This is a genomic window from Chitinophaga costaii (assembly GCF_900094705.1).
Lineage (GTDB): Bacteria > Bacteroidota > Bacteroidia > Chitinophagales > Chitinophagaceae > Chitinophaga > Chitinophaga costaii.
Genome location: NZ_FMAR01000011.1, coordinates 102,590 through 127,048, shown reverse-complemented (window position 1 = coordinate 127,048; position 24,459 = coordinate 102,590). Strand labels below are relative to the sequence as shown.

At 49.2% G+C, this 24,459-nt stretch carries 22 protein-coding genes; 13 read left to right on the top strand and 9 right to left on the bottom strand.

Features of this window, described 5'->3' with window-relative positions; genetic code table 11:
• Positions 1 to 6: 6 nt before the first annotated feature.
• Positions 7 to 1,074, bottom strand: a complete 1,068-nt coding sequence (pdxA, locus tag GA0116948_RS15180) for a 4-hydroxythreonine-4-phosphate dehydrogenase PdxA (RefSeq protein WP_089713737.1) — start codon at positions 1,072 to 1,074, stop codon at positions 7 to 9.
• A gap of 83 nt (positions 1,075 to 1,157) precedes the next feature.
• Here pdxA and rsmA point away from each other — a divergent pair, with 83 nt between their 5' ends.
• From rsmA to GA0116948_RS15160, 4 genes are all read left to right on the top strand, one after another.
• Complete coding sequence (gene rsmA / locus GA0116948_RS15175; protein ID WP_089713735.1) at positions 1,158 to 1,910, top strand: 16S rRNA (adenine(1518)-N(6)/adenine(1519)-N(6))-dimethyltransferase RsmA; 753 nt, start codon at positions 1,158 to 1,160, stop codon at positions 1,908 to 1,910.
• Positions 1,907 to 2,851 carry an NAD(P)-dependent oxidoreductase gene (locus GA0116948_RS15170; protein ID WP_089713733.1) on the top strand — a complete coding sequence of 315 codons (945 nt, stop codon included), beginning with the start codon at positions 1,907 to 1,909 and terminating at the stop codon, positions 2,849 to 2,851. The genes rsmA and GA0116948_RS15170 overlap by 4 nt, the downstream gene beginning before the upstream one ends.
• 165 nt (positions 2,852 to 3,016) lie before the next feature.
• Positions 3,017 to 3,490: a transcription elongation factor GreA gene (gene greA, locus GA0116948_RS15165; RefSeq protein WP_089713731.1), complete on the top strand. Its 474-nt coding sequence runs from the start codon at positions 3,017 to 3,019 to the stop codon at positions 3,488 to 3,490.
• Between the two features lie 153 nt (positions 3,491 to 3,643).
• Entirely contained in the window at positions 3,644 to 4,042 is a 399-nt protein-coding gene (locus GA0116948_RS15160) for an HIT family protein (protein ID WP_089713729.1), read from the top strand.
• Here GA0116948_RS15160 and GA0116948_RS15155 read toward each other — a convergent pair.
• Entirely contained in the window at positions 4,023 to 4,733 is a 711-nt protein-coding gene (locus tag GA0116948_RS15155; protein ID WP_089713797.1) for a response regulator transcription factor, read from the bottom strand. The genes GA0116948_RS15160 and GA0116948_RS15155 overlap by 20 nt on opposite strands.
• 269 nt (positions 4,734 to 5,002) lie before the next feature.
• Positions 5,003 to 5,563 carry a crossover junction endodeoxyribonuclease RuvC gene (gene ruvC / locus GA0116948_RS15150; RefSeq protein ID WP_089713726.1) on the bottom strand — a complete coding sequence of 187 codons (561 nt, stop codon included), beginning with the start codon at positions 5,561 to 5,563 and terminating at the stop codon, positions 5,003 to 5,005.
• A 104-nt stretch (positions 5,564 to 5,667) separates the two neighbouring features.
• Between ruvC and GA0116948_RS15145 the strand changes: the two genes are divergently transcribed.
• The 3 genes from GA0116948_RS15145 (at position 5,668) to GA0116948_RS15135 (ending at position 8,182) form a co-directional block, all read left to right on the top strand.
• Entirely contained in the window at positions 5,668 to 6,588 is a 921-nt protein-coding gene (locus tag GA0116948_RS15145) for a lysylphosphatidylglycerol synthase domain-containing protein (protein ID WP_089713724.1), read from the top strand.
• A 10-nt stretch (positions 6,589 to 6,598) separates the two neighbouring features.
• Positions 6,599 to 7,387: a DUF3108 domain-containing protein gene (locus tag GA0116948_RS15140; protein WP_089713722.1), complete on the top strand. Its 789-nt coding sequence runs from the start codon at positions 6,599 to 6,601 to the stop codon at positions 7,385 to 7,387.
• Between the two features lie 93 nt (positions 7,388 to 7,480).
• Positions 7,481 to 8,182, top strand: a complete 702-nt coding sequence (locus tag GA0116948_RS15135) for a response regulator transcription factor (protein ID WP_089713721.1) — start codon at positions 7,481 to 7,483, stop codon at positions 8,180 to 8,182.
• A gap of 121 nt (positions 8,183 to 8,303) precedes the next feature.
• Here GA0116948_RS15135 and ruvB read toward each other — a convergent pair whose 3' ends face one another.
• A complete protein-coding gene (gene ruvB / locus GA0116948_RS15130; protein WP_089713719.1) occupies positions 8,304 to 9,332 on the bottom strand; it encodes a Holliday junction branch migration DNA helicase RuvB in 1,029 nt (342 codons plus the stop codon).
• A gap of 108 nt (positions 9,333 to 9,440) precedes the next feature.
• Between ruvB and GA0116948_RS15125 the strand changes: the two genes are divergently transcribed.
• Entirely contained in the window at positions 9,441 to 10,748 is a 1,308-nt protein-coding gene (locus GA0116948_RS15125) for a M28 family metallopeptidase (protein WP_089713717.1), read from the top strand.
• A gap of 248 nt (positions 10,749 to 10,996) precedes the next feature.
• On the opposite strand, the gene leuS is transcribed toward GA0116948_RS15125, so the two are convergent.
• Positions 10,997 to 13,768 (bottom strand): leucine--tRNA ligase, encoded by a 2,772-nt coding sequence (gene leuS, locus GA0116948_RS15120; protein ID WP_089713716.1) that lies wholly within the window; start codon positions 13,766 to 13,768, stop codon positions 10,997 to 10,999.
• Positions 13,769 to 13,917: 149 nt separating this feature from the next.
• On the opposite strand from leuS, the gene GA0116948_RS15115 reads away from it, so the two are divergent.
• From GA0116948_RS15115 to GA0116948_RS15105, 3 genes are all read left to right on the top strand, one after another.
• A complete protein-coding gene (locus tag GA0116948_RS15115) occupies positions 13,918 to 14,790 on the top strand; it encodes a cell division protein FtsX (RefSeq protein WP_089713714.1) in 873 nt (290 codons plus the stop codon).
• 118 nt (positions 14,791 to 14,908) lie between these two features.
• Positions 14,909 to 15,229: a DUF3098 domain-containing protein gene (locus tag GA0116948_RS15110; protein ID WP_089713712.1), complete on the top strand. Its 321-nt coding sequence runs from the start codon at positions 14,909 to 14,911 to the stop codon at positions 15,227 to 15,229.
• Between the two features lie 87 nt (positions 15,230 to 15,316).
• Positions 15,317 to 16,117, top strand: coding sequence for an undecaprenyl-diphosphate phosphatase (locus GA0116948_RS15105; protein ID WP_089713710.1), 801 nt, complete (start codon positions 15,317 to 15,319; stop codon positions 16,115 to 16,117).
• A 177-nt stretch (positions 16,118 to 16,294) separates the two neighbouring features.
• Here GA0116948_RS15105 and GA0116948_RS15100 read toward each other — a convergent pair whose 3' ends face one another.
• The 3 genes from GA0116948_RS15100 to tsaE all read right to left on the bottom strand — a co-directional run bounded on the left by GA0116948_RS15100 (position 16,295) and on the right by tsaE (position 18,663).
• Positions 16,295 to 16,633, bottom strand: coding sequence for a hypothetical protein (locus tag GA0116948_RS15100; protein WP_089713708.1), 339 nt, complete (start codon positions 16,631 to 16,633; stop codon positions 16,295 to 16,297).
• A gap of 323 nt (positions 16,634 to 16,956) precedes the next feature.
• A complete protein-coding gene (locus GA0116948_RS15095; RefSeq protein WP_089713707.1) occupies positions 16,957 to 18,174 on the bottom strand; it encodes an alanine dehydrogenase in 1,218 nt (405 codons plus the stop codon).
• A 51-nt stretch (positions 18,175 to 18,225) separates the two neighbouring features.
• Entirely contained in the window at positions 18,226 to 18,663 is a 438-nt protein-coding gene (tsaE, locus tag GA0116948_RS15090; protein ID WP_089713705.1) for a tRNA (adenosine(37)-N6)-threonylcarbamoyltransferase complex ATPase subunit type 1 TsaE, read from the bottom strand.
• A gap of 136 nt (positions 18,664 to 18,799) precedes the next feature.
• Here tsaE and GA0116948_RS15085 point away from each other — a divergent pair, with 136 nt between their 5' ends.
• Together GA0116948_RS15085 and GA0116948_RS15080 are read left to right on the top strand one after the other, a co-directional pair.
• Positions 18,800 to 20,884 carry a heavy metal translocating P-type ATPase gene (locus GA0116948_RS15085; RefSeq protein WP_089713703.1) on the top strand — a complete coding sequence of 695 codons (2,085 nt, stop codon included), beginning with the start codon at positions 18,800 to 18,802 and terminating at the stop codon, positions 20,882 to 20,884.
• Between the two features lie 9 nt (positions 20,885 to 20,893).
• Positions 20,894 to 22,795, top strand: a complete 1,902-nt coding sequence (locus GA0116948_RS15080) for a RecQ family ATP-dependent DNA helicase (RefSeq protein ID WP_240619211.1) — start codon at positions 20,894 to 20,896, stop codon at positions 22,793 to 22,795.
• Between the two features lie 80 nt (positions 22,796 to 22,875).
• Here GA0116948_RS15080 and GA0116948_RS15075 read toward each other — a convergent pair whose 3' ends face one another.
• Positions 22,876 to 24,411 carry a helicase HerA-like domain-containing protein gene (locus GA0116948_RS15075; RefSeq protein ID WP_089713698.1) on the bottom strand — a complete coding sequence of 512 codons (1,536 nt, stop codon included), beginning with the start codon at positions 24,409 to 24,411 and terminating at the stop codon, positions 22,876 to 22,878.
• Positions 24,412 to 24,459: the final 48 nt, after the last annotated feature.

Genomic DNA, 24,459 nt, shown 5'->3' with positions numbered 1-24,459 from the left:
ACACCATCATCCATTCTCGGATGCTAGCTGTATTTTTTTGAGCGGGTTGCGCGTATTCTCTTCGTACTGGCGGCGTTTTTCAATGATTTCCAGTGCGCTGAAAATAGCCTGGCGGAAAGAAGATTCGTCTGCAATATTTTTTCCGGCAATGTCGAAGGCGGTGCCATGATCCGGTGAGGTGCGTACAATGGGCAGTCCGGCGGTATAATTAATGCCTTCTCCGGCGGCCAGCGATTTAAAAGGAATAAGACCCTGGTCGTGGTACATGGCCAGTACGCCATCGAAATCTTTATACACGTGGCGGGCAAAGAACGCATCGGCGCTATAAGGACCAAATGTGAGCATGCCCAGGTTCCTGGCTTGCTTCACAGCAGGCGCAATCACATTGATCTCTTCCTTGCCAATCAGGCCATCATCGCCGGCATGTGGGTTCAGTGCCAGTACGGCTATGCGGGGCTTGTCGATGCCAAAATCTTTTACCAGGCTATCGCGCATCAGCTGCAATTTACCCACAATGTTTTCCACCGTTACATAGGCCGCCACTTCTGCGAGGGGCACATGCTCGGTGAGCAGGCCTATCCGCATATTATCGGCGGTCATGAACATCAGCACATCCTTCACGTTAAAGGCATCACGCAGGTAAGGCGTATGCCCGGTATAATTCCATTGCTGGGTTTGAATATTTTTTTTGTGAATAGGCGCAGTAACCAGGCCTTCAAGGTATCCTTCCTTCAGGCACTGTACGGCTACATCCAGGGAGCGGGCTGCATATTTGCCCCCCGCTTCATTAAGTACACCGGGCTGTATCTGGATTTCTTCTTCCCAGCAGTTAAACACGTTCACCTGCTTGTGATTGATCTTGGAAAAATCCTTAATGCTCTGGTATTGGAAATTATTTTCGTTGAGTTGTTTGCGGTAAAAGTTCACCGTTTTATTAGACGCAAAAATAATGGGCGTGCAAAATTCCAGCATCCGGGCGTCCAGAAACGTTTTGATGATAATCTCTGCACCAATACTGTTGATGTCACCAATGGTAATGCCGATCAGCGGCTTGTGTATATTAACTGTACTCATGGCTTTATAGCTTCGACATTCAAATATACAATAAATGTGGGTGAATTGGCCGAAGGCCCGATCTTCCGTACCTTTGTGTTCTGATGTATACACTCAAAAAATCACTTGGTCAACATTTCCTGCGCGACGAAAACATGTGCCGGAAAATAGTGACCAGTATGCCGGTGTTGCCGGGCATGCAACTGCTGGAAGTAGGCCCTGGCGGCGGTGCCATCACCAAATACCTGCTGGACATTCCCGGTATTGATTTCAAGGCCGTTGAATTTGATAAGGAGAAAGTAGACTTTCTGGAGGCTACCTACCCAGGCATCCGGGGCAAAATCATCCATGCAGATTTTCTGAAGATAGATCCCCCTTTTGAGGGTAAGTTCAAGGTAATTGGCAATTTCCCGTACAATATTTCCACCGAGATACTCTTCCGGGTAGTAGATTGGCGGGATAAGGTGCCGGAGGTGATCGGTATGTTTCAAAAAGAAGTGGCGCGGCGTGTGGCCTCGGTATACAATACGAAGGAATATGGCGTGATCAGTGTATTAATACAGGCATTTTATAAAGTGGAATATTTGTTCGACGTACACGAGCATTGCTTTAATCCGCCGCCCAAGGTAAAGTCGGGCGTAATACGCCTTACCCGCCTGGAGCAGCCATACAACATGGCCAGCGAACGCAAATTTTTCACCCTGGTGAAAACCGCCTTTAACCAGCGCCGCAAGCAGTTGCGCAACCCGCTGAAACCTTTGTTCAGCAAAGAAATTTTACAGGAAGAAATATTTACAAAAAGAGCAGAAGCTTTAACGGTAGCGGATTTCGCTGCCTTAACGCATAAAATGTTATGAGTCAGAAAGTATTGATTACGGCCAAAGTGAATCCCTGGTTATTAGAAACACTTACGGCCAAAGGATTTGAACCTGTATACCAACCTGCCATTACCACCGAAGAAGTAATGGCCCTGCTACCGGAAATCACCGGTTTGATCGTTACCACCCGTTTAAAGGTAGACAAAGCCATGTTGGATAGCGGCCACCGGTTAAAATGGATAGGCCGTTTGGGCAGTGGAATGGAACTGATTGACGTAGCTTATGCAGAAAGCAAGGGCATTACCTGTGTAAGCAGCCCCGATGGCAATTGCGACGCAGTAGGAGAGCAGGCCCTGGGCATGTTGCTTTGTTTGCGCAATAACATCCTGAAGAGCAATCTGGAGCTAAGAAAAGGCATCTGGGAGCGGGAGGGCAACCGAGGCTGGGAATTGAATGGCAAAACGGTGGGCATCATCGGCTTTGGACACACCGGGCAGGCATTTACCAAAAAACTTCAGGGCTTTGATGTGAAAATCCTGGCCAACGATAAATATAAAAGTGGTTTTGATACCGATGTGGTAAAACAGGCCAGCCTGGAAGAAATCTATGCACAAGCCGATGTTGTGAGTTTGCACCTGCCCCTCACCAAGGAAACCCACCACCTGGCTAATACGCAGTTCTTTAATGCCTTTGCAAAGCCGGTATACTTTCTCAATACCTCCCGGGGTAAAGTGGTAGACACCACGGCATTGGTGGCCGCCCTGGATGCCGGTAAGCTGGCGGGGGCAGGCCTGGATGTGTTTGAAAATGAAAAAATGGCCACTTTCACGCCAGCAGAAAAGACCCAGTTCGATTACCTGCTACGATTGCCCAACGTAGTGCTAACCCCTCATATTGCGGGCTATTCTCATGAGGCCAGCATTAAAATGCCCCAATACGTACTGGAAAAATTGGGCATACTGCCAAATAGCCGCATATAAGCCATGGTAGCCATTTTAAAGGGTAGTCGTATTATGGTTTTTTAAATACTTGGGTTGGTAGGAACCTATCTAAAAAACCTTATATTTGCATAACAACATATTGACAACGCTTCCGTGCAAACGGGGGCGTTGATTTTTTTTTCTCTATTAAAAACGAATTAAGGTATGTCTGGCATCAATTACGTTACCAAAGAGACCCTCGAACAAATGAAACGTGACCTGAATCAGCTTAAGTCGAAGGGCCGAGCCGAAATCGCCAGGGCCATTTCAGAGGCACGTGAAAAGGGCGACTTAAAGGAAAACGCAGAATATGATGCGGCCAAGGAAGCCCAGGGGCTGCATGAAGCCAAAATTGCCATGCTGGAAAACGCGGTAGTAACCGCTCGCGTGGTGGAAGCTAATTCTATCGATACCTCTAAGGTGTCTATTCTTTGCAAGGTGACCATTACCAACATGGCCAATAAAAAAACCATTACCTATCAACTGGTGAGTGAGCAGGAGGCTGATCTGAAAGCCGGTAAGATCTCTGTATCTTCCCCTATTGGCAGGGGCCTGCTGGGCAAAGCGGTGGGCGATGTAGCACTGGTGCAGGTACCCAATGGCAATATGCAGTTTAAAATCGACGAAATTACCGTATAAAGGCATGGCTGTTTACGGTAAGGTATTACAAAGAAAAGCCGCTTGCTGAGAGCGGCTTTTCTTTGCCATGTACCGTGGCAGCATAATATAGCTCGCACAATACCTATTACAACGTACATTGTTACGCCTACTCAATATTTAATACCTGCTCCCATGACCATATTTACGAAGATCATTAACGGGGATATTCCCAGTTACCGCATTGCAGAAAATGATAAGTTCTATGCCTTTTTGGACATTGCCCCCCTGGCCGAAGGACATACACTGGTGGTGCCGAAGGTGGAGGTAGACAAATTCTTTGAGATACCCGACGTATACCTTGCCGAGTTTCTGTTATTTGCTAAAAAAGTATCAGAAGCGCTGGAGCGGAGTTTTGAATGTAACCGGATAGGCGTTACCGTGATAGGGCTGGAGGTGCCGCATGCGCACATGCATCTTATTCCTATTAATGGGGTAGACGATATGAATTTTTCCCGTCCTAAGCTGAAATTATCACCGGAACAGTTTAAGGGAATCCAGGAAAAAATACTGGCTAATTTTGAGGAACGTTAAACCGGAAGCCCACACCATGGAGCGTTTCCAGTTTTATGTCAGGGTCTGCTTTAAAATGTTTTCTTAATTTGGTAATAAAAACATCCATGCTGCGGCCCAGAAAATAGTCGTCCTTACCCCATACGTGGTACAGGATTTCCTCGCGTTTTAACGTTTTATTGGGGTTTTCACAGAGGAACTTCAGGAGGTCGGCTTCCTTTTGAGTAAGGGTACTGGAGGCGGCGGCGCTGCTGAAGGTGAGGCGAAGCTCGGCGTAGTCGAATACAAACTTACCCACGGTATAGCGGCTCCTTTTTTCCACGGAGGGCTGTGTATTGGAACTGCTGCGAGTACGTTTTATAAAAACTTCTATGCGCATGAGCAGTTCCGTCATGCTAAAAGGTTTGGTAATGTAATCATCTGCCCCGGTTTTAAAGCCGGTGATCTTGTCTTCGTCCATAGACTTGGACGTGAGAAACAAGATTGGAATAAGGTCGTTTTTTCTGCGGATCTGCTGGGCCAGGGTAAACCCATCTTTTTTAGGCATCACCACGTCGAGAAGGCATATATCGAAATTGCGCATAACGAACTGGTCCCAAGCCATTTGTCCGTCTGTACAATGAAATACTTCATAACCATTTTCTTCCAACTTTTTTTTAGTGACCGCACCCACATTTTCATCATCCTCTACCAGGAGGATTCTTGCTTTCATATCCATCTGTGATGCTGATTAATAGTAAAATCATATAAATATACCATGGATAGCCATTTATGGTCTTGAATCAGATTCATAGTATAGTTAAATACGCCGGGTCTTCTGCCAGGGATTAAAAAAAGGAGATTTTTGTCAAAATAAATACAATTTCCCGATTTAAAAAATCTGTGGGGCGGGCCACTAGCCGTAGGAATGCCTTTGACGACCCGTTGCCAGTAACGGTATTATGCGTGTGTATACGTGAAGATGGGCCACCAGCTTTGCTATTACTTCACTATTCTGCCAGGGTTGTCTTGTAAAAACTGGTCCCAGCCCTTACTTTTTCCCAAACCGGATAATGGATTATTTTCCTGGAAGAAGTGGCAAACCGCTACCGCCAGGGCATCGGAAGCATCGAGGAAGTCCGGGCGTTCGCCACACAGCAAGATGCGTTGCAACATGGCCCATACCTGTTCTTTATCTGCATTCCCATTGCCGGTAATGGATTGTTTTACCTTTTTGGGGGAATATTCCGATACGGCTACGCCAGCCTGCATGGCAGTGGCGATGGCCACCCCCTGGGCGCGGCCCAATTTTAGCATACTTTGTACATTTTTCCCAAAAAAAGGGGCTTCAATGGCACAAACAGCAGGCCTGTGCTGGGCGATGAGTTCCTGTACCCGGATCTGTATTAATTGTAAGCGTTCGTAATGATCTTTATGTTTGGAAAGTTTCAACACGTTCATGTCGATCAGGGAAGCCTTCTTTTGTTCAATGCGGATCAGGCCATAACCCATTACAAGGGTGCCAGGGTCGATGCCCAGAATTATTTTAGAAGTGTTTGTCAACCAACAGCGTATTTTTGCCCAAATTTATTCGTCTGAACAAAAGTACAAAAACAATCCTCAAATACGGGGTAGGCGGGGTCTTATTTGCAGGCTTAGGGTATTTGATGTACCTGCAGGTAATTCGTCAGCCCCACCTGGATCATGCCTATCAGACCATACGCAGTAACCTCACGGTGGGTGGGGTGCTACGTATCCTGGCCGTGCAACTGGCGCTGATGCTGGTCAACTGGGGGATTGAGGCGCGTAAGTGGCAATTGTTAGTAAACCGGCTGGAACACATCTCCTTTATCCGGGCTTTCCGTGCCACCCTGGCGGGTGTATCACTCAGCATTCATACGCCAAACCGGGTGGGGGAGTACGGTGGCCGCGTATTGTACCTCAAAAATAAGAACAAGATAAAGGGCATTGCAGTAACCATTGTAGGTAGCTTCAGCCAGTTGATCACCACCATTATTTTTGGATTAATAGGCCTGGCTTATTACCTGTATCATTACTCCCTCAGTGCCGGCAATGAAGCGGTGATGGACCCTCGTTGGGAGAAATTCCTGCTGGCGGTATTGCTATTGGTTTGCATATTCGTGATAATACTTTACTTTCGGTTGCAATGGATCGTGACCTTGTTTGAGAAGATACCTGTTCTTCGCAAAGTCCGCATTTTTGTAGCCATCGTAGCACGTTATAAACCCCGTGAATTAAGCATTTTACTGCTCTTATCGGCCATCCGTTACATGGTCTTCTCGGCACAGTATTTGATTTTGCTTGGAGCGTTAGGGGTGGAAATCGTTTGGTGGCAAGGGTTTTTAATGAACAGTGTGATTTATCTGGCGTTGGCAATTATTCCCACATTTGCCATGGTGGAACTAGGGGTAAGAGGGCAGGTAAGCGTATATGTATTGCGTCAGCTCAGTAACAATACTGCCGGCATTATTTACGCTACGGCTGCTATCTGGGTCATTAACCTTTGTGTTCCTGCCATACTGGGAATTGTGCTGCTGCTGGGCATTAAAATATTCAGGGAAAAATAGCCACCGTCAAATGAAGCGTTGTTTACTAGTACTTCTCAGTATACTCTTATTTAGCGCGGTGCGGGCGCAGGATTTTTGCGGTTTGCGCAACACCAGCTACCGCGCCGGCGAAGCTATTACCCTTAAAGTATATTACAACCTCGGTAAAATTTATGTAGGCGCCGGCGAAGCTACCCTCGTAGTAGCCAGTGAAAAACTTGATGGCCGGGACGTATACCACATTACAGCCTTTGGCAAAACCTACCGCTCCTACGACTGGATTTTTAAAGTGAGGGATACCTACGAATCTTTTATCGACACCGCTACGCTACAGCCCTATAAGTTTTTACGCAATGTGAATGAAGGCGGATATAAGATAAACCATGATGTATCCTTTGATCATGAAGCCAACACTGCCACCAGCACCAAAAAAAAGATTACTACGCCACACTGTGTGCAGGATGTAATCAGTGCCGTGTATTACGCCCGCAATATTGATTTCAACAAATACAAAGTAAACGATAAGATCACCTTCAATATGTATCTCGATGACCAGGTATATGAAATTTATATCCGTTATCTGGGCAAGGAGGAAGTAGACACCCGCTTTGGAAAGTTCCGGGCTATTAAGTTCAAACCCTTGCTACTGAAAGGTACAGCCTTCACCGGTGGAGAACAGATGACGGTATGGGTGAGCGACGATGCCAATAAAGTACCTCTGCGCATAGATAGCCCTATTTCTGTGGGCAGTATTAAAGTGGATATGATAGAATACAAGAACCTGCGTTATGCCTTTACTTCCCTCATCGACAAGCGCTAGTCCCAAACTTTAACAAAACATACACTGCCGGGCACGCCACCTGCGCGCGCCGGTTTCAGATAAAAAGTATATTTGTCAGTATAATTGCAGCACATGGAAGAACGTAAGCCTAAAATATTACTCGCCGAGGACGACACCAACCTGGGTATGGTACTAAAGAATTACCTGGAACTGAACGACTACGATGTAGAACTGAGCCGCGACGGCATACTGGCGCTGGCCGCCTTCCGCCGGGAAAAGTTCGATATCTGCCTGCTGGACATCATGATGCCCAACATGGACGGTTTTAAACTGGCCGAAGAAATTCGCGATGTAGATCCCGATATTCCCCTGTTTTTCCTGTCTGCCAAAACCATGAAGGAAGACATTATCCAGGGATATAAACTGGGAGCCGACGATTATATTTCCAAGCCTTTCGACAGCGAATTACTGTTGCTAAAGATCAAGGCCATCCTGAAACGCAACCAGGAGCTTTCTAATAAGGAAGAAGACTTGCACGAGTTTCAGGTGGGGCGCTACCACTTTAATTCCCGACTCCGCAGTCTGGAACACGACGGACAAACGCAAACCCTCTCTCCCAAAGAAAACGAGTTGCTGCGCATGCTTTGCGAACATAAAAACGACCTGTTACCGCGGGAACTGGCCCTTAAAAAGATATGGGGTAGCGACACGTATTTCAATGGCCGCAGCATGGATGTGTACATTGCAAAACTGCGCAAGTATTTGAAGGATGATACACATATTGAGATCGTGAACATCCATGGAAATGGTTTCCGGCTGGTAGTACAAGAATAGTTATAGGCAAGGATATTCTGTAAAAGCGCCGCATTCCTAAAGATTGCGGCGCTTTTTTTAAGCATGCTATGCTGGTAGGAATGCTACCTGATTTATAAATGATGAGGCAATTTAAATAACATTAAAACAACAACCCTCCCCCCTTGGTATGCGGCGTTTTTCCCAAATGCACATATGCCTTTTCCGTTACTTCTCGTCCACGGGGTGTACGCTTAATGAAACCTTCCTGAATTAAGAACGGCTCATATACTTCTTCCAGCGTACCCGCTTCTTCGCCCACTGCCGTAGCAATGGTGGTAATGCCCACCGGGCCGCCTTTAAAGTTTTCGATAATCACGTTGAGGATACGATTATCCATTTCATCGAGGCCATATTCATCTACGTTAAGTGCACGCAGGCTGTATTGGGCAATGGCGAGGTCTATTACACCGTTGCCCATCACCTGTGCAAAATCGCGTACGCGGCGAAGCAGGCCATTGGCAATACGGGGGGTGCCACGGCTGCGACGGGCTATTTCCATGGCAGCGTCGGAGGTGATTTTGGTGCCCAGGATTTCGGCGGCGCGCCAGATGATTTTCTGCAATAATTCCGCAGAATAGTATTCCAGGCGTGATTTAATACCAAAGCGGCTCAGGAGTGGGGCCGTGAGCAGGCCCGAACGCGTGGTAGCACCAATGAGTGTAAAGGGCTGTAAATTGATCTGTATAGAACGGGCATTTGGGCCGCTATCGATCATGATGTCGATGCGGAAATCTTCCATGGCGGAATAAAGATATTCCTCCACTACGGTGCTGAGGCGGTGTATTTCGTCGATAAAAAGCACGTCGTGTTCGCCCAGGTTGGTGAGCAGGCCAGCCAGTTCGCCGGGTTTTTCGATCACCGGGCCGGAAGTTTCCTTGATATTTACGCCCAGTTCATTGGCCACAATGCGCGACAGGGTAGTTTTTCCCAGGCCGGGAGGGCCGTGAAACAATACATGGTCCAGGGCTTCACCCCGCATTTTGGCTGCTTTGATAAATATTTTGAGGTTTTCTATAATCTGTTCCTGCCCGGAGAAATCAACGATCTCCCGGGGCCGGATGGTGTTTTCAAATTCCTTTTCGGCGGCGCTGAGCCGTTGTTCGTCTGGCCGTAATTGCGGATTGGACATATGCATGTGTTAATCCTTTCGTTAAGGGGTATTCCCCGATTAACAATTAACCCAAGGCAAAAATAGCAAGAATGCTTTATTTTACGTGACTAAACCTAGCCACCCACTATGCGTACCCAAATTTTATTCACGGGCTTACTGGTATTACAAAGCGCCTGCGCCCTTTATGCCCAGCAAGATATTAAAGAAAGCGAAGTAAAACGGATTGTTAGCACGCTGGCATCGGACGAGATGCGGGGCCGTAAAACCTTTACGCCAGACATTCAGCGGGCATCGGCCTTTATTGAAAGGGAATTTGCAAAGGCCGGTCTTCAGCCACTTCCCGGCACTAAAAGCTACCGGCAGGAATTTGCCATTTACAAATTGGAGCCTTCCAGCATATCACTGCAGGTAAACGGTAGCCCGGCCACCGCAAACAATGTACTGCTGCGCAGCGCCGCCTCCCACATTGGCTGGACGGCTGCGGATAGCCGCGTTGCCATTGAGCAAATTGGTCCCGACGACGTGTTCTTTGATGCCATCCGCAAAAACATGCAGGCTACCCGCAACACGCTGGTTTGGATAGATGCCAAACATGCCACTGCCTTTGAACAACTGCGCGGCTATTTTAACAACAGCGCCCGTGAAACGCTAGACAGCAGCAAGAGCGTGGTGTTTGTGCTGAAACGTCCGGCAGACAGCATCATTAATAATTGGAACTTGCTGGTGGAACAAAATATTGAACAGTCGCCGCTGAATAATGTAGTGGGCATACTGCCCGGCAAAAGCAAAAAGGGCGAATACGTGGTGTTCTCCGGTCATTATGACCACCTGGGCATTCTCCCGGCCAATGAAGCGAAAGACAGCATTGCTAACGGCGCCGACGATGACGCTTCCGGCACCACCGCGGTAATCGCACTGGCCAAACATTTTCATGACTTGCACAACAACGAGCGCACGCTTGTTTTCGTAGCATTCACCGCAGAGGAAATTGGCGGCTACGGTTCTCATTATTTTTCCCGCCAATTAAATGCAGACAGCGTTGTAGCGATGTTCAACATAGAGATGATCGGCAAGGAAGCTAAATTTGGGGTAAACAGTGCTTTTATCACCGGCTATGAACGCAGTGATTTCGGCACCATCCTGCAAAAAAACCTGGAAGGCTCCGTCTTCAAATTCTATCCGGACCCCTATCCGGAGCAAAACTTATTTTACCGCTCTGACAACGCCACCCTGGCCCGTTTAGGTGTACCCGCCCACACCATTTCCACCGACCAAATTGATTCCGACAAATTATACCACAGCGTAAGCGACGAAGTAAAAAGCCTGGACATCACCAACATCACCAACACCATCAAAGCCATCGCCCTCAGCGCCACTGGAATTGTAAGCGGCAAGGATACGCCGACCCGGATCGATAAAACAAAAGTGAATTAATTATGAATTATGAATTATGAATTATGAATTATGAATTATTAATTATGAATTATGAATTATGAATTATGAATTATGCTTGTCTTTAGTTATCAGTAGATGTATATAGAATCCCAGGTTGAAAATGAGGTTCATAATATAAAAAAAAGTAGCGCCACTCCGTAAGGAAAGTGGCGCTACTTTTTTTATTCTCTCAAAATTATTTATAATTTATAATTTATAATTCATAATTCATAATTCATAATTCATAATTAAATAACCAGGTTTACCATGCGGCCTTTAACAATGATGACGCGTTTGACGGGTTTGTTTTCCAGCCATTTTTTGAGGTCTTCGTTGGCTAAGACGGCGGCTTCAATGGTGGTGTTGTCGGCGTCTAGGGGGAGGCTCATTTCCAGGCGGGTTTTGCCGTTGATGGCTACCGGGTAATTGAAGGCGCTTTCTTTTACATATTGCTCGTCGAAAAGGGGGTAGGTGGCGTCTAGTATGCTACTTTCGTGGCCCAGTGTATGCCACAGTTCTGCCGCGATGTGCGGGGCATAAGGGGCCAGTAATATTAGCAAAGGCTCCAGCACTGCACGCTGGCGGGCCTTGAGGGTGGCCAGCTCGTTTACGCAGATCATAAACTGGCTTACGGCTGTGTTGTAAGAAAAATGCTCCGTATCGTAGTCAATTTTCTGGATGGTTTTATGCAATATTTTTAGCGCCTCCGGGGCGGGTTGTTCCCCGGTTACGATCCAGCCTTTCTGTTCGTCATAGAACAGGCGCCAGAGTTTTTTCAGAAAGCGGTGTACCCCTTCAATGCCTTTTGTATCCCAGGGTTTAGACTGCTCCACGGGGCCCAGGAACATTTCGTACATGCGGAAAGTATCTGCACCGTATTTTTCTACTAGTTCGTTAGGGTTTACGGTGTTGTACTTGCTCTTGCTCATTTTCTCTACCTCGGTGCCACACAGGTACTGGCCATTTTCCAGGAGGAAAGTGGCATCTGCAAATTCCGCTTTCCACTGGCGGAAGGCTTCCGTATTTAGCAATATGCCGTCAACAATGTTTACATCTACATGCAGGCGGTCGGTTTCGTATTGATCTTTCAGGCCCAGGGATACGTATTGGTTAGTACCCTTCACGCGATACACGAAACGGCTGGAACCCTGTATCATGCCCTGGTTGATCAGCTTTTTAAAAGGCTCGTCGAAGCCAATGAAATCCAGGTCGCAGAGTACTTTCGTCCACATGCGGGAATAAAGCAGGTGGCCTACGGCGTGTTCGGTGCCGCCCACGTATACATCCACCTGGTTCCAGTAATCGGTGGCGTGGCGGCTGGCGAATGTTGCTGTATTATGCGGATCGGCATAACGCAGAAAATACCAGCTACTGCCGGCATAACCGGGCATGGTGTTGGTTTCGCGGCGTACGCCGGGGGCTATGTTCACCCACTCCGTCACGTTGGCCAATGGGCCTTCGCCTTCGGGGCCGGGTTTATAATTTTCGATGTGGGGCAGTTCCAGTGGCAGTTCTTTTTCGTCAACCGGATAGGCAACGCCGTTTTTGAAAACAATGGGAAATGGCTCCCCCCAATAGCGCTGGCGGCTAAAACCTGCATCGCGCATTTTGTAATTGATTTGGCGGCGGCCAATGCTTTTATGTTCTAGCTCGCGGATCACCACTTCGCTGGCCTCTCGCATGGGCGTACCGTTAAGCGGCCCGCTGTTGTGCAGGATGGCGTCTTTGGTAGGATTGGCCTCCTGGCCATTGAAATCGCCGCCCAGGATATTGGTGATCGGGATATTGAAATGTTTGGCAAAGCCAAAATCGCGCTGGTCGCCGCAGGGCACGGCCATGATGGCGCCGGTGCCGTAGCCGGCCAGTACATATTCGGAGATCCATACCGGCACTTCCTGACCGCTGATCGGGTTAATGGCGTATGCACCCGTGAAAGCGCCGGTAATTTGTTTTACTTCGGCCATGCGTTCGCGCTCGGAGCGACTTTGCACGTAATCGAGGTAGCTGTTGATGGTGGCTTGTTGTTCCGGGGTGGTAATTAATTTTACCAGGTCGTGTTCGGGGGCCAGTACCATAAAATCTACCCCATAAATAGTGTCGGGGCGGGTGGTGTACACAGTAATGAACTCCTCCGCAGGCGCGCCTTTGATGGCAAATTTTATTTCTGCACCCTGGCTCTTTCCAATCCAGTTGCGTTGCATTTCTTTCATGGAATCGCTGAATGCTACTGTTTCCAGGCCTTCCAGCAGGCGGTTAGCATATTCGGTGATGCGCATAAACCATTGGCGCATTTTCTTTTTCACCACGGGAAATCCGCCGCGCTCACTTACGCCGTTTACCACTTCATCATTGGCCAGCACGGTGCCCAGTGCCTCGCACCAGTTTACTTCTGCGTAGGCCAGGAAGGCCAGGCGGTACTGCATGAGTACATTCAGTTGCGTGGCTTCGTCGTAGGCGGTCCATTGGGCCGAAGAGAAGTGCAAATGACGGTCGCCGGGGCATTCATGGCGCACGTTGCCTTCTTTTTCGAATACTTGTATGAGGGTGTGTATGGGTTCCGCTTTCTGGGTATGGCGATTAAACCAGCTATTAAATATTTGCAGGAAAATCCATTGCGTCCATTTATAGTAAGCAGGTTCGCTGGTTTTCACCTGGCGCTCCCAGTCGTAGCAAAAACCGATATTGTCCAGTTGTTTACGGAAAGTATGAATATTATTTTCCGTGGTTACGGCCGGGTGCTGACCGGTTTCCAGGGCATATTGTTCGGCAGGCAAGCCAAAGGCATCGTAACCCATGGGATGCAGCACATTAAAGCCTTTGAGGCGTTTATAGCGGGCGTAAATGTCGCTGGAGATGTATCCCAGCGGATGCCCCACATGCAGGCCGGCACCGGAGGGGTAGGGGAACATGTCGAGTACGTAACATTTGGGCTTGTCCGAGTCGTTGCTAACGCGGTAGGCATGGGTAGCCTCCCACTGCTGCTGCCATTTTTGTTCGATTGACCTGAAATTGTATTCCATAAAAATCTTGTATCCTGTCTTTTCAGATGCGGTAAGCAAACAATAATAAGGCATTGTTTGCCAACGGCATTGAATTTGTTAACTATTTAAATCTGTTGGGACGGCAAAATTAAACATATTTGTTATTTTCGCCCATAAACCGTGGACTAATGGCGCAAACAGGGAAATCTTCATCGAAAAAATCCAGCCCTTCCTACATATCCTCCATCATCGGGGTAGCCCTGGTGCTTTTCCTGCTTGGCACGCTGGGGCTTATTGTTATTCATGCCAATAAGCTGAGCGTATATTTCAAGGAAAGCGTAGAGATCCAGGTGATCCTGCGGGATAATGTGAAAGATGCCCAGGCCCAGGCGCTCAAAGATTCTATAGCGGCCAAGCCTTATGTGCGTTCCATTGAGTATGTGTCCAAAGATATGGCGGCCCAGCGCTTTAAGAAAGATTTTGGAGAGGATTTTACCAGCCTGCTAGGATATAACCCACTCTACGCCAGCATCAACATCAAGGCCAAGTCTAATTATGTGAATGCTGATAGCCTGAAGTTAATAGAAAACACCTTTACCCGGAATGCTGCCGTGAGGGAAGTATCCTACCAACGCGCCCTGGTAGACAAATTGAACGAAAATGTACGCCGGATAGGCCTGGTGATCCTGGCCTTGTGTGTGCTGCTGGCCCTGGTGGTCATAGTACTTATAGACAATACCATTCGCCTGGCCATGTTTAGCAACCGCTTCCTCATCAAAACCATGCAGATGGTGGGCGCTACCCGTTGGTTCATCGCCAAGCCCTTTGACCTGCGCGGTATCATCAATGGGGGCATTAGCGCCCTGCTGGCCATTATAGGCCTGGTGGGCGTGCTGTATGGCACCAACCAGCTATTGCCGGAATTCGGTGGGCTAAGCGATTATTTCATGATCGGCATATTATTCCTGGGCATGCTGGTATTGGGTGTGGGCATTTGCCTCACCAGTACCCACCGTTCTGTGATGAAGTACCTGCGCCTGAAGCTGGACGACCTGTATTGATGCTGCGGTACTGGACCCTATTTTCTGGGCATTCGGCGTGTCAGGGCCGTGCTTGGGCGGTTTTGGTGTTGGGAGTTCAACATTAATCGTATATTGCTTTCCAATTTTAAAAATTATTATGGCTAAAGGAGTTAGACAGTCGGCTAAGCCGGCAGAAAAGCAAGCCGACAAAGCAGCAGTGGTAGTAGATAACCGTTTCCTGTTTTCCAAAGAAAGCTACAAGATCATGTTAGTTGGCCTGGTGGTAATCGTAGTGGGCTTCCTGCTGATGACCGGTGGTGGCAGCAATGATCCCAACAGCTTTAAACCGGAAGAGGTGTACAGCTGGCGCCGTATTACCTTGGCCCCGATCGTGATCCTGATCGGCCTGGGCATCGAGGCATATGCCATCATGCGCAAACCCAAAGATTTTAAACCGGTGGAAGAAAAAACCGCCTAAGCCGGTGTTGATGATATTGCAATTTTCACAAAAAGCGATGGGATCCATCGCTTTTTGTATGTCCTTATTTTTTGCCAAATCTTTATTATGAACCTGATACAGGCCATTATACTCGCTATCGTGGAAGGGCTCACGGAGTACCTGCCCATTTCCTCCACCGGTCACATGATCATTGCCAGCTCGGTGCTGGGCATCAACAAAGACGAATTTGTAAAATTGTATGAAGTAGCCATCCAGCTGGGCGCCATCCTGGCCGTGGTAGTGCTGTACTGGAAGAAGTTCTTCGTGTTCGACAAAAATCGTTTTGCTTTTTATTTTAAACTCTTCATCGCGGTGCTGCCAGCGCTGATCTTCGGTTATCTTTTCGCCGATAAGATCGACGCCCTCATGGAAAGCCCGCTCACCGTGGGTATTACCCTGCTGTTGGGAGGTATTTTCTTATTGTTCGTAGATAAAATGTTCACGAATCCTAAGATCGACAGCGTGGAAAAAGTCACGCCCTTCCAGGCCCTGCGCATAGGTTTCTTTCAATGCCTGGCATTGATTCCCGGGGTAAGCCGCAGCGCCGCTACCATCGTGGGCGGTATGCAGCAAAAGCTCACCCGGAGCGAGGCGGCGGAATTTTCGTTCTTTCTGGCCGTACCTACCATGGCGGCGGCTACCGGTTATAAATTGCTGAAAGGCCGGGAGCTGATCATGGCCAATCATGACAACCTGAAACTATTGCTCATTGGTAACGTGATCGCTTTTGTAGTGGCCATGCTGGCCATTAAATTCTTTATCGGCGCCCTGAAAAAATATGGGTTTAAAATGTGGGGCTACTATCGCATCATCGTAGGTGCGGCGATCCTGGCGGCTATTTATTTTGGATTTAACCTGCAGGTGTAGTGATATAAGTAGTCGGTATTGCGTATTCCAGGTGGTCAGCTGGTTCCGGCTTCCTGCAGGGGAACGAGCTGGCTATGTTGCTATAGCTGCAAGAAGTCTGGCGTTTCGATGCCCCAGGCACATTGCTTATTCTATCCAAGGAAAAGTCAGTATTTCAGCCGCAGGCCGCAAATAGCGCTATTCATTTTGATCCTGAGCAGCTTGTTTTCTTTCTACCTCCAAAGGGTCTTCCTGGAATTCTTCAAATGAAATCTTGGTAACTTCAACACCTTTCAAAAAGGTTGGATAGGCAGTTTTAAGGGCATCAAATATCGCTTTAGGTGCCTCATCCGCTTCCCAATAAGTAGCGAACTGTTCCATATCAATATTGAGCGCTTTACAGATTGTTTCATCTGCCAGGTCCATATCGTCAAGGTTCATCTTTTTTTTGAGCGCATTTATGGTTCCGGTAAATGATTCTTTACGCGAAGATTGGAGGCCATAAAAAACCGGATTCACATGGGCATGCTTTTTCATAAAAATTTGGTTTGACCAGCTGCACAAATTGCCGTGCTTTATTATTTAAAGCTATTGTAAAATAAGAAATTAACCTGGTTAGAATTTATTTCAAATCCACTAGTTAACCGTTTTTTATCATTTACAAATGCGGAATTGACACTGTGTCTTTTATATTTTGTTATAGAACCTCGGCGTAACGCGAATCTGCGCGCACTGACGCTGCTGGCAGCAGGAGTAGGAAAGTGGATGAGTAAGCTGGAACTGTAATAAGCGCTATGTTTCCGGCCTTCGCTTTTGGGTGTATGGAGTCATCACATGTGTTAAGTAATACTTACTACATACTACCTTTTCACCGCCAGCAGCAGCTCCAGGTCCGTATACTTCAATTTAAAGCGCTCGCTGAGATGATAATTGGTGAGCGCGCCTTTGTAGAGGTAAATGCCATTGCGCACGCCGCGTTTTATCCATACCAGGTTCTCGAAACCGCCGTCGTCTGCGGCTTCTATGAGCAGGGGCATGAGCACGTTGCTGATGGCTTCCGAGGCGGTGCGGGCAAAACCGGAGGCGATATTGGGCACGCAGTAATGCACTACGTCGTATTTTTTGAAGATGGGATTTTCGTGGCTGGTGATGTGGGAAGTTTCAAAGCAGCCGCCCCGGTCTATGCTCACGTCCACGATCACGGCGCCTGCCTTCATGTTGCTCACCATGGTTTCTGACACCACTACCGGCGTACGGCCGTTGCTGGAAGAAAGCGCGCCCACGGCTACATCCGCATTGCGCAGCTGTTCGGCCAGCACCTTGGGATGCACCACGGAGGTGAATACCCGCACGCCGATATTGTTTTGCAGGCGTTTCAGTTTGTAAATATTATTATCAAAAACTTTCACGGAAGATCCCAGGGCCAGGGCTGTACGGGCTGCAAATTCGCCCACTATGCCAGCGCCGATGATCACCACTTTGGTAGGGGGAATGCCGGTAACACCACCTAGCAAAATGCCTTTGCCGTGGTGTGCGTTGCTAAGGTATTGGCCGGCCAGCAGCATCACAGCTCCGCCAGCGATCTCGCTCATCGCGCGTACGATGGGGTAAGTACCAGCATCGTCTTTCAGGTTTTCGAAAGAGAGCAGGGTAATGCGTTTATCCATCATCCGCTGCATTTGCTCGGCCTGCAGGGCCGCCAGGTGTATAGGGGAGATCACAATCTGGTGAGGCCGCAGCAGGTCTATCTCCGTGTCATTCAGCGGGGCCGATTTGAGGATGATATCTGCTTTAAACACCGATGCCTTGTCGTAATGTATTTCTGCGCCGGCTTCTGCGTAGTCGGTGTCGAAGAAGTGAGACCCGTCGCCGGCACCGTGTTCTACCACGATATTATGCCCGTTGTGTGTCAGGATGCTTACAGCGTCAGGCGTAAGCGCAATACGGTTTTCCTGGAATGAAGTTTCCTTGGGAATACCAATATGAAGACGGGTATTTTTCTGAGGGATGTCTAACATCTCTTCCAATGGAGAATAAGTAAAGCCCGCACTCACAACCGGTTTTTGCCGCTGCTCCATATGATAAGCCAATTAATTGAAGGTAAAATGATGGTGTTTCCAAAGATACTGTTATTTGCGAAAAGCAGGGCCTGCCCTTAGCAGCCTTTTTTGATCGGGCATCGCTTCCAGTTGCACCAGCACGGTATCTGGGGGCAGGAGGTTGGCTATAATGCCCGGCCACTCCACAAAACAAATACCCCCACTGTACAAACAATCTTCCACGCCGGCATCCAGCGCCTCCTGCTCATTGCGCAGGCGGTAAAGATCCAGGTGATAGATGCATTGATCATGGCCCGCAGGGCTAGCATAATGATATTCGTTGATGATGGAAAAGGTAGGGCTGGAGGTAACGTCTGCTACCTGTTTGGCAGCGCAAAGGGCTTTTATGAAAGTAGTTTTACCGGCGCCCATCTGCCCATCAAAGGCAAACACGGTAGCGGCGGAAAATTTTTCCCAGAACAAACGGGCCGTTTCCGGCAGCGCTTCATACGTGAAAATGCGTTCCATGCCGCAAAATTACAGCATTTCCCCAAGGCGGCGGTCTTCCTAATTGAAGTGCCGTTGCAATAATTTTTATGCATACGCCCGCACGATGCGGTAAATTTGTCTTACACAATAGCACGCATTAAGCGCGACCAATACCATGGAAACAATTCACTGCAAAGTAATCGGCATGCACTGTACCAACTGTGCTTTGTCGGTATCCAAATATTTAGAGAACAAAGGCATGGCCGATGTAAACGTAAGCTTTGCCACAGATGAGGTAAGCTTTCAGCCGCCCACTGGTGCCGATGTAGGCGAAGTGCTGAAAGGCATACATGGCCTGGGCTATACGGTACAAATGCCAGATGAGGAAGCCCGTGCCATTCCCTTTTGGCAAACGCTTTCCTTCAAAGCAATTTTCTGTGCCATCTTCACCCTGCCCCTGCTGCTGCATATGTGGCTGCCCTGGCCGGCGCTGCAACAGCCGCTGGTACAGCTGGCCCTGAGTACCCCGGTATATGTTATGGGACTTTGGTATTTTGGCCGTAGCGGCGTGCGCTCGCTGCGCAATGGCGTGGCCAATATGGATGTACTGGTGGCCCTGGGCGCTACGGCTGCTTATGGGTATAGCCTGTATGGTACCATCTTTCAGCTGGGGCACGATTATCTCTTTTACGAAACGGCGGCTTCCATTATCCTGCTGGTATTTGTGGGCAACCTGCTGGAAGAAAGAACGGTGAAACAAACCACGACTGCCATCACCTCCCTCGTGCAACTGCAAAAAACCAGCGCCCGCCTCCTGACCACCGGGGAAGATGGCCGCGAGGAAATACAGGAAGTAGATAACCAGGTACTCATCAACACCGGCGATAAAGTGCCGATGGATGGTACCATTTACTGGGGCCAGGCCACCATCAATGAAGCAATGATTAATGGCGAAAGTGAGCCGGTACAGCGCAAAGAAAAAGATAAAGTAATAGGCGGCACTATCCTGGAATCTGGTACAGTAAAGGTTTTCATCACCGCCACGGGCAAAAACACGGTACTTAGTTATATCATTGAACTGGTAAGGCAGGCGCAGCACAACAAACCGCCCATGCAAAAACTGGCCGACCGGATCAGCGCCATTTTTGTGCCCCTGGTGTTGGGCATTGCGCTGTTTACTTTCCTGGCTTGGCTCTTTATCGGACATACCCCTTTACAAACGGCTATGATGCGGGCCATCGCCGTGCTGGTCATTGCCTGCCCCTGCGCCATGGGCCTGGCTACGCCGGCAGCGGTAATGGTAGGCCTGGGCCGCGCAGCGCGCCATGGAATACTGATCAAGGGCGCCCATACCCTGGAAGCCTTCAAAGATATCCGCCAGGTGGTGTTCGATAAAACAGGTACGCTTACTACCGGCAAACTGCAAATAGGCGAGTATTATTTCGAAGACATGGATGACCACACCTTCCGGGCTACGGTGTACAGCCTGGAAAAATTTTCCTCCCACCCCATTGCCCGTTCTGTAGTGAATGCCTGGAAAGGGGCCGGGGATGTGGGGTTGCTACAGGTGCGGGAAGTAAAGGGCCTGGGCATGCGGGCCAAAGATAAGGCCGGCAATGTATGGCAATTGGGCGCCTATGCCCTTGCTAATCTGGTAACCAACGACGATACCCACAGCATCTACCTGCTCAAAAATGGGCAGCTGGCCGGCTGGGTAAACCTGGCCGATGAGCTGCGCCCCAATGCTGCACAGGTAGTGAAAACGTTGCAAGACAAAGGCATCCGCACCATCCTGCTTAGTGGCGACACGGCTTATAAGTGTAATGCCATTGCACAGCAACTGGGCATTACGGAAGTTTATGCCGCACAAATGCCAGCGCAAAAATTACAACGCATGGATGAAATCCTGCAGCGTGGCCCCACTGCCATGATCGGCGATGGCATTAACGATGCCCCGGCACTGGCCAAAGCCACCATTGGTATTTCCCTGAGCGATGCCACCCAGGTAGCGATGCAAAGTGCCAATGTGGTGCTGCTCAAGAACGACCTGGCGGGTTTGCCGCTGGCACTGGGACTGGGTAAGCATACTTATCTCACCATTAAGCAGAATTTATTTTGGGCCTTTGCCTACAATGTAATCGCCATCCCCATTGCCGCGTTGGGCTTCCTGAACCCTATCCTGGCCGCCGGCGTAATGGCCATTTCCGACGTAGTACTGGCCATTAATTCCATTCGGCTGCGTTACAAAAACATCGGCTAACTTAGCATCTTGACCACCGCATTAGACATACTACAGGAATATTGGGGCCACACCGCTTTTCGACCGTTGCAGGCCGAAATTATTGAGGCGGTGATGGAAGGGAAAGACACGTTGGCGCTGCTACCTACCGGTGGCGGTAAATCGGTATGTTTCCAAGTGCCGGCCATGCTGAAAGAAGGTGTGTGCCTGGTGATTACCCCACTCATTGCCCTTATGAAAGACCAGGTGCAAAACCTGCGTAAAAAAGAGATACCTGCACATGCTATCTACTCCGGCATGACGATCACCGAGGTGGAAACGGTACTGGAAAATGCCCGCCGGGGTTTTTATAAATTTTTATACGTATCGCCAGAACGCTTGCTGAGTAAGCGTTTTCAGGATTACTGTGATGGGTTGCCGGTATCGCTTATCGCGGTAGACGAGGCGCATTGTATTTCGCAATGGGGCTATGATTTTAGGCCAGCGTACTTGTTGCTGGCGGAGATACGCAATTTTTTTCCCAAAGCGCCGGTGCTGGCGCTCACGGCATCGGCCACGCCACGGGTGCAGGACGATATCGTGGAGAAACTCCGGATGCGGAATGCGCAGCGGTTTACTAAAAGTTTTGCCCGCGCCAACCTTTCCTACAGCGTACGTTTTGAAGATGGGCGCATGGCACAGCTGCAACAAATCCTGCATAAAGTGCCTGGCTCCGCCATCATTTATTGCCGCAACCGCAAGCGTACCCAGGACATTGCCGCGTTGCTACAGGCACAGGACATTACCGCCCAGTTTTACCATGCCGGCCTGCCCGCTTCCCAGCGCCACCAGCGCCAGGACGACTGGCTGAAAGGTGATACCCGCGTGATCGTATGTACCAACGCCTTCGGCATGGGCATCGACAAGCCGGATGTACGCCTGGTCATTCACTACGACATCCCGGACAGTCTGGAAGCCTATTACCAGGAAGCCGGGCGGGCGGGGCGCGACGAACAAAAAGCCTACGCAGTACTGCTATGCCACGAGTCCGACCTGGATGACCTGCAATCGCGCGTGGCGCTGCAATTTCCGCAGGAAGCGGAGATTCGGGAGGTGTACCAGTGTATTGTGAATTACCTGCACGTGGCCATTGGCAGTTCGGAAGGTAAATACTACGATTTTGATATCAACGATTTTGCCCGCACGTTTAAACTCAATATCACCGTGGTGTACAGCGCCATCCGCATATTGGAGCAGGAAGGTGTGTTACAGCTTAGCGAGAGCATTTTACTGCCCTCGCGCGTGGGGTTCGTGACCAATAAGCAAACATTGTATGCTTTTGAAGAGGCGCACCCCCAGGTGTCGCCACTGATCAAGGCATTGCTGCGTACCTACGAAGGTATTTTCGATGTGCCGGTACGTATTTACGAACGGCAGTTAGACCGTATTTTATTGCAGGAAGAAGACGAGATCATGGCCCACCTGCATTGGCTGGATCATAGTGGTATCCTGCAATATGAACCCCGCCGCGACAAGCCCCAGCTTTGTTTCCTCCAGGAACGGGTGGGCGTGCAGCAATTGCGCATTAATATGCAACGGGTCATGGAGCGGCGCAAGGCTTACGAAGAGCGCCTGGCAGCCATGACCGCCTACGCCCGCAACCACACGGAGTGCCGGACGCGTATACTGGTTACTTACTTTGGAGAAACCTTACAGGAGGATTGTGGCGTATGCGATGTGTGCCTGCAAAAGAAAATCACTCCCCTGAACAACGATCGTTTCACTGCATGCACGGATAAAATCTGCGCTGCCCTGAAAAGTATGCCTACAGACGTTTCCGGTCTGCTAGCCCAATTGCCGGGTGTGGAGGAAAGTGTGTTTTTTGAGGTGCTGCAATTCCTTATTTCCGAAGGAAGGGTACAGCGAGATAAGGATGGAATGCTGCATGTATAATGCATGAAAAAAGCGAATGACCCTGTTGGATCATTCGCTACTATATTGTTAGAAGTCCTATCTATTTAAATTAGCAACTTTTAAAACCAACTCTTGGTTTTCTTTCCGCCAAGTCCTAACGCACCCAGCAAGCTACGGGTAATCATGGACGCTGCCGTTCTTTCCACTTGTTTGGCGGCAGAACTGTTCAATACCTGTTCCAGCACGCTGGGCTGCGGTTTTTCTGCTTTCCCGGCAGGGGTGGAAGGAGGGGCTGTGGCAGCGGCTTCCAGCTTGGCGGTCAATATCTCGTAAGCGCTTTCACTATCGATATCCTGGTTGTATTTTTTAACCAGGGCAGACTTATTCACCAGCGCCGTAATCTCCGCATCGCTCAGGATGTCCATCCGGGAGCGGGGAGATACCAGCATGGTGGCGGCCAGCGGGGTGGGCGTGCCTTTTTCATTGAGGCAGGTTACCAGCGCTTCGCCAATGCCAATCTGGGTAAGCAGGTCTTCCGTTTTGTAAAACTCACTCAGCGGGTAGTTTTCCGCCGTTTGTTTTATAGACTTGCGATCGTTGGCCGTGAAAGCGCGCAGTGCGTGCTGCACTTTAAGGCCCAATTGCCCTAGTACGGCAGGTGGCACGTCCATCGGATTTTGCGTGCAGAAGAAAATACCTACGCCCTTGGAGCGGATCAGTTTAATGATAGTCTCTATTTGCTGCAACAGCGCATCGCTGGCTTCCTGGAAAATCAGGTGGGCCTCATCGATGAACATCACCAGTTTAGGACGATCCAGATCACCGGCTTCGGGCAGGGTAGCATACAGTTCTGCCAGCAGGCTTAACATGAAGGTGCTGAACAGTTGGGGTTTGTCCTGTATATCGTTTACACGCAGTATGGACAGTATGCCGCGTCCATCATCGCCAATGCGCAGCAGGTCGTCTACCTCAAACGATTTTTCGCCAAAGAAATGCCCCGCGCCCTGCTGTTCGAGGGCAATTACTTTGCGGAGAACAGTGCCGGTGGTGGCAGTGCTGATTTTACCATAATCTTTTTCGATGCTGTCTTTGCCTTCATTACTGATGTACTGCAATACCTTTTTAAAATCTTTCAAGTCCAGCAGCGGCATCTTGTTATCGTCGCAATATTTGAAGATCACGGCTACCAGGCCGGCCTGGGTATCGTTCAGTTCCAGTATTTTGGACAGCAGGATGGGTCCAAATTCGCTGGTGGTGGCGCGAAGGTGTACGCCTGGCTGCTGGCTCAGGGAGAGCAGTTCCACCGGGTAAGCAGTGGGTTGGTATTGGCCGCCAATGAGCTGGTAGCGGTGCGTAATATTATCAGTCACCGTGCCGGCGGCAGCCAAGCCGCTGAGGTCTCCCTTTATGTCCATCAGCAATACTGGTACACTGGCATCGCTCAGGCCTTCAGCAATTACTTGCAGGGTCTTTGTTTTGCCTGTGCCTGTAGCGCCGGCAATGAGTCCGTGCCGGTTCAGTGTTTGCAGGGGCAGGTTCACGTAGGCGTTTGGTATCACTTCGCCATTGAGCATGGCGGCACCCAGTTTGATGGAATCGCCTTTAAAAGTGTAGCCAGCGTTAATGGCGGCGGAAAATGCAGCAGTATCGGCCATGCGGTAAGAATTTGTGGTGTAAAAGATAGCTGTAAAATACCAATTTTA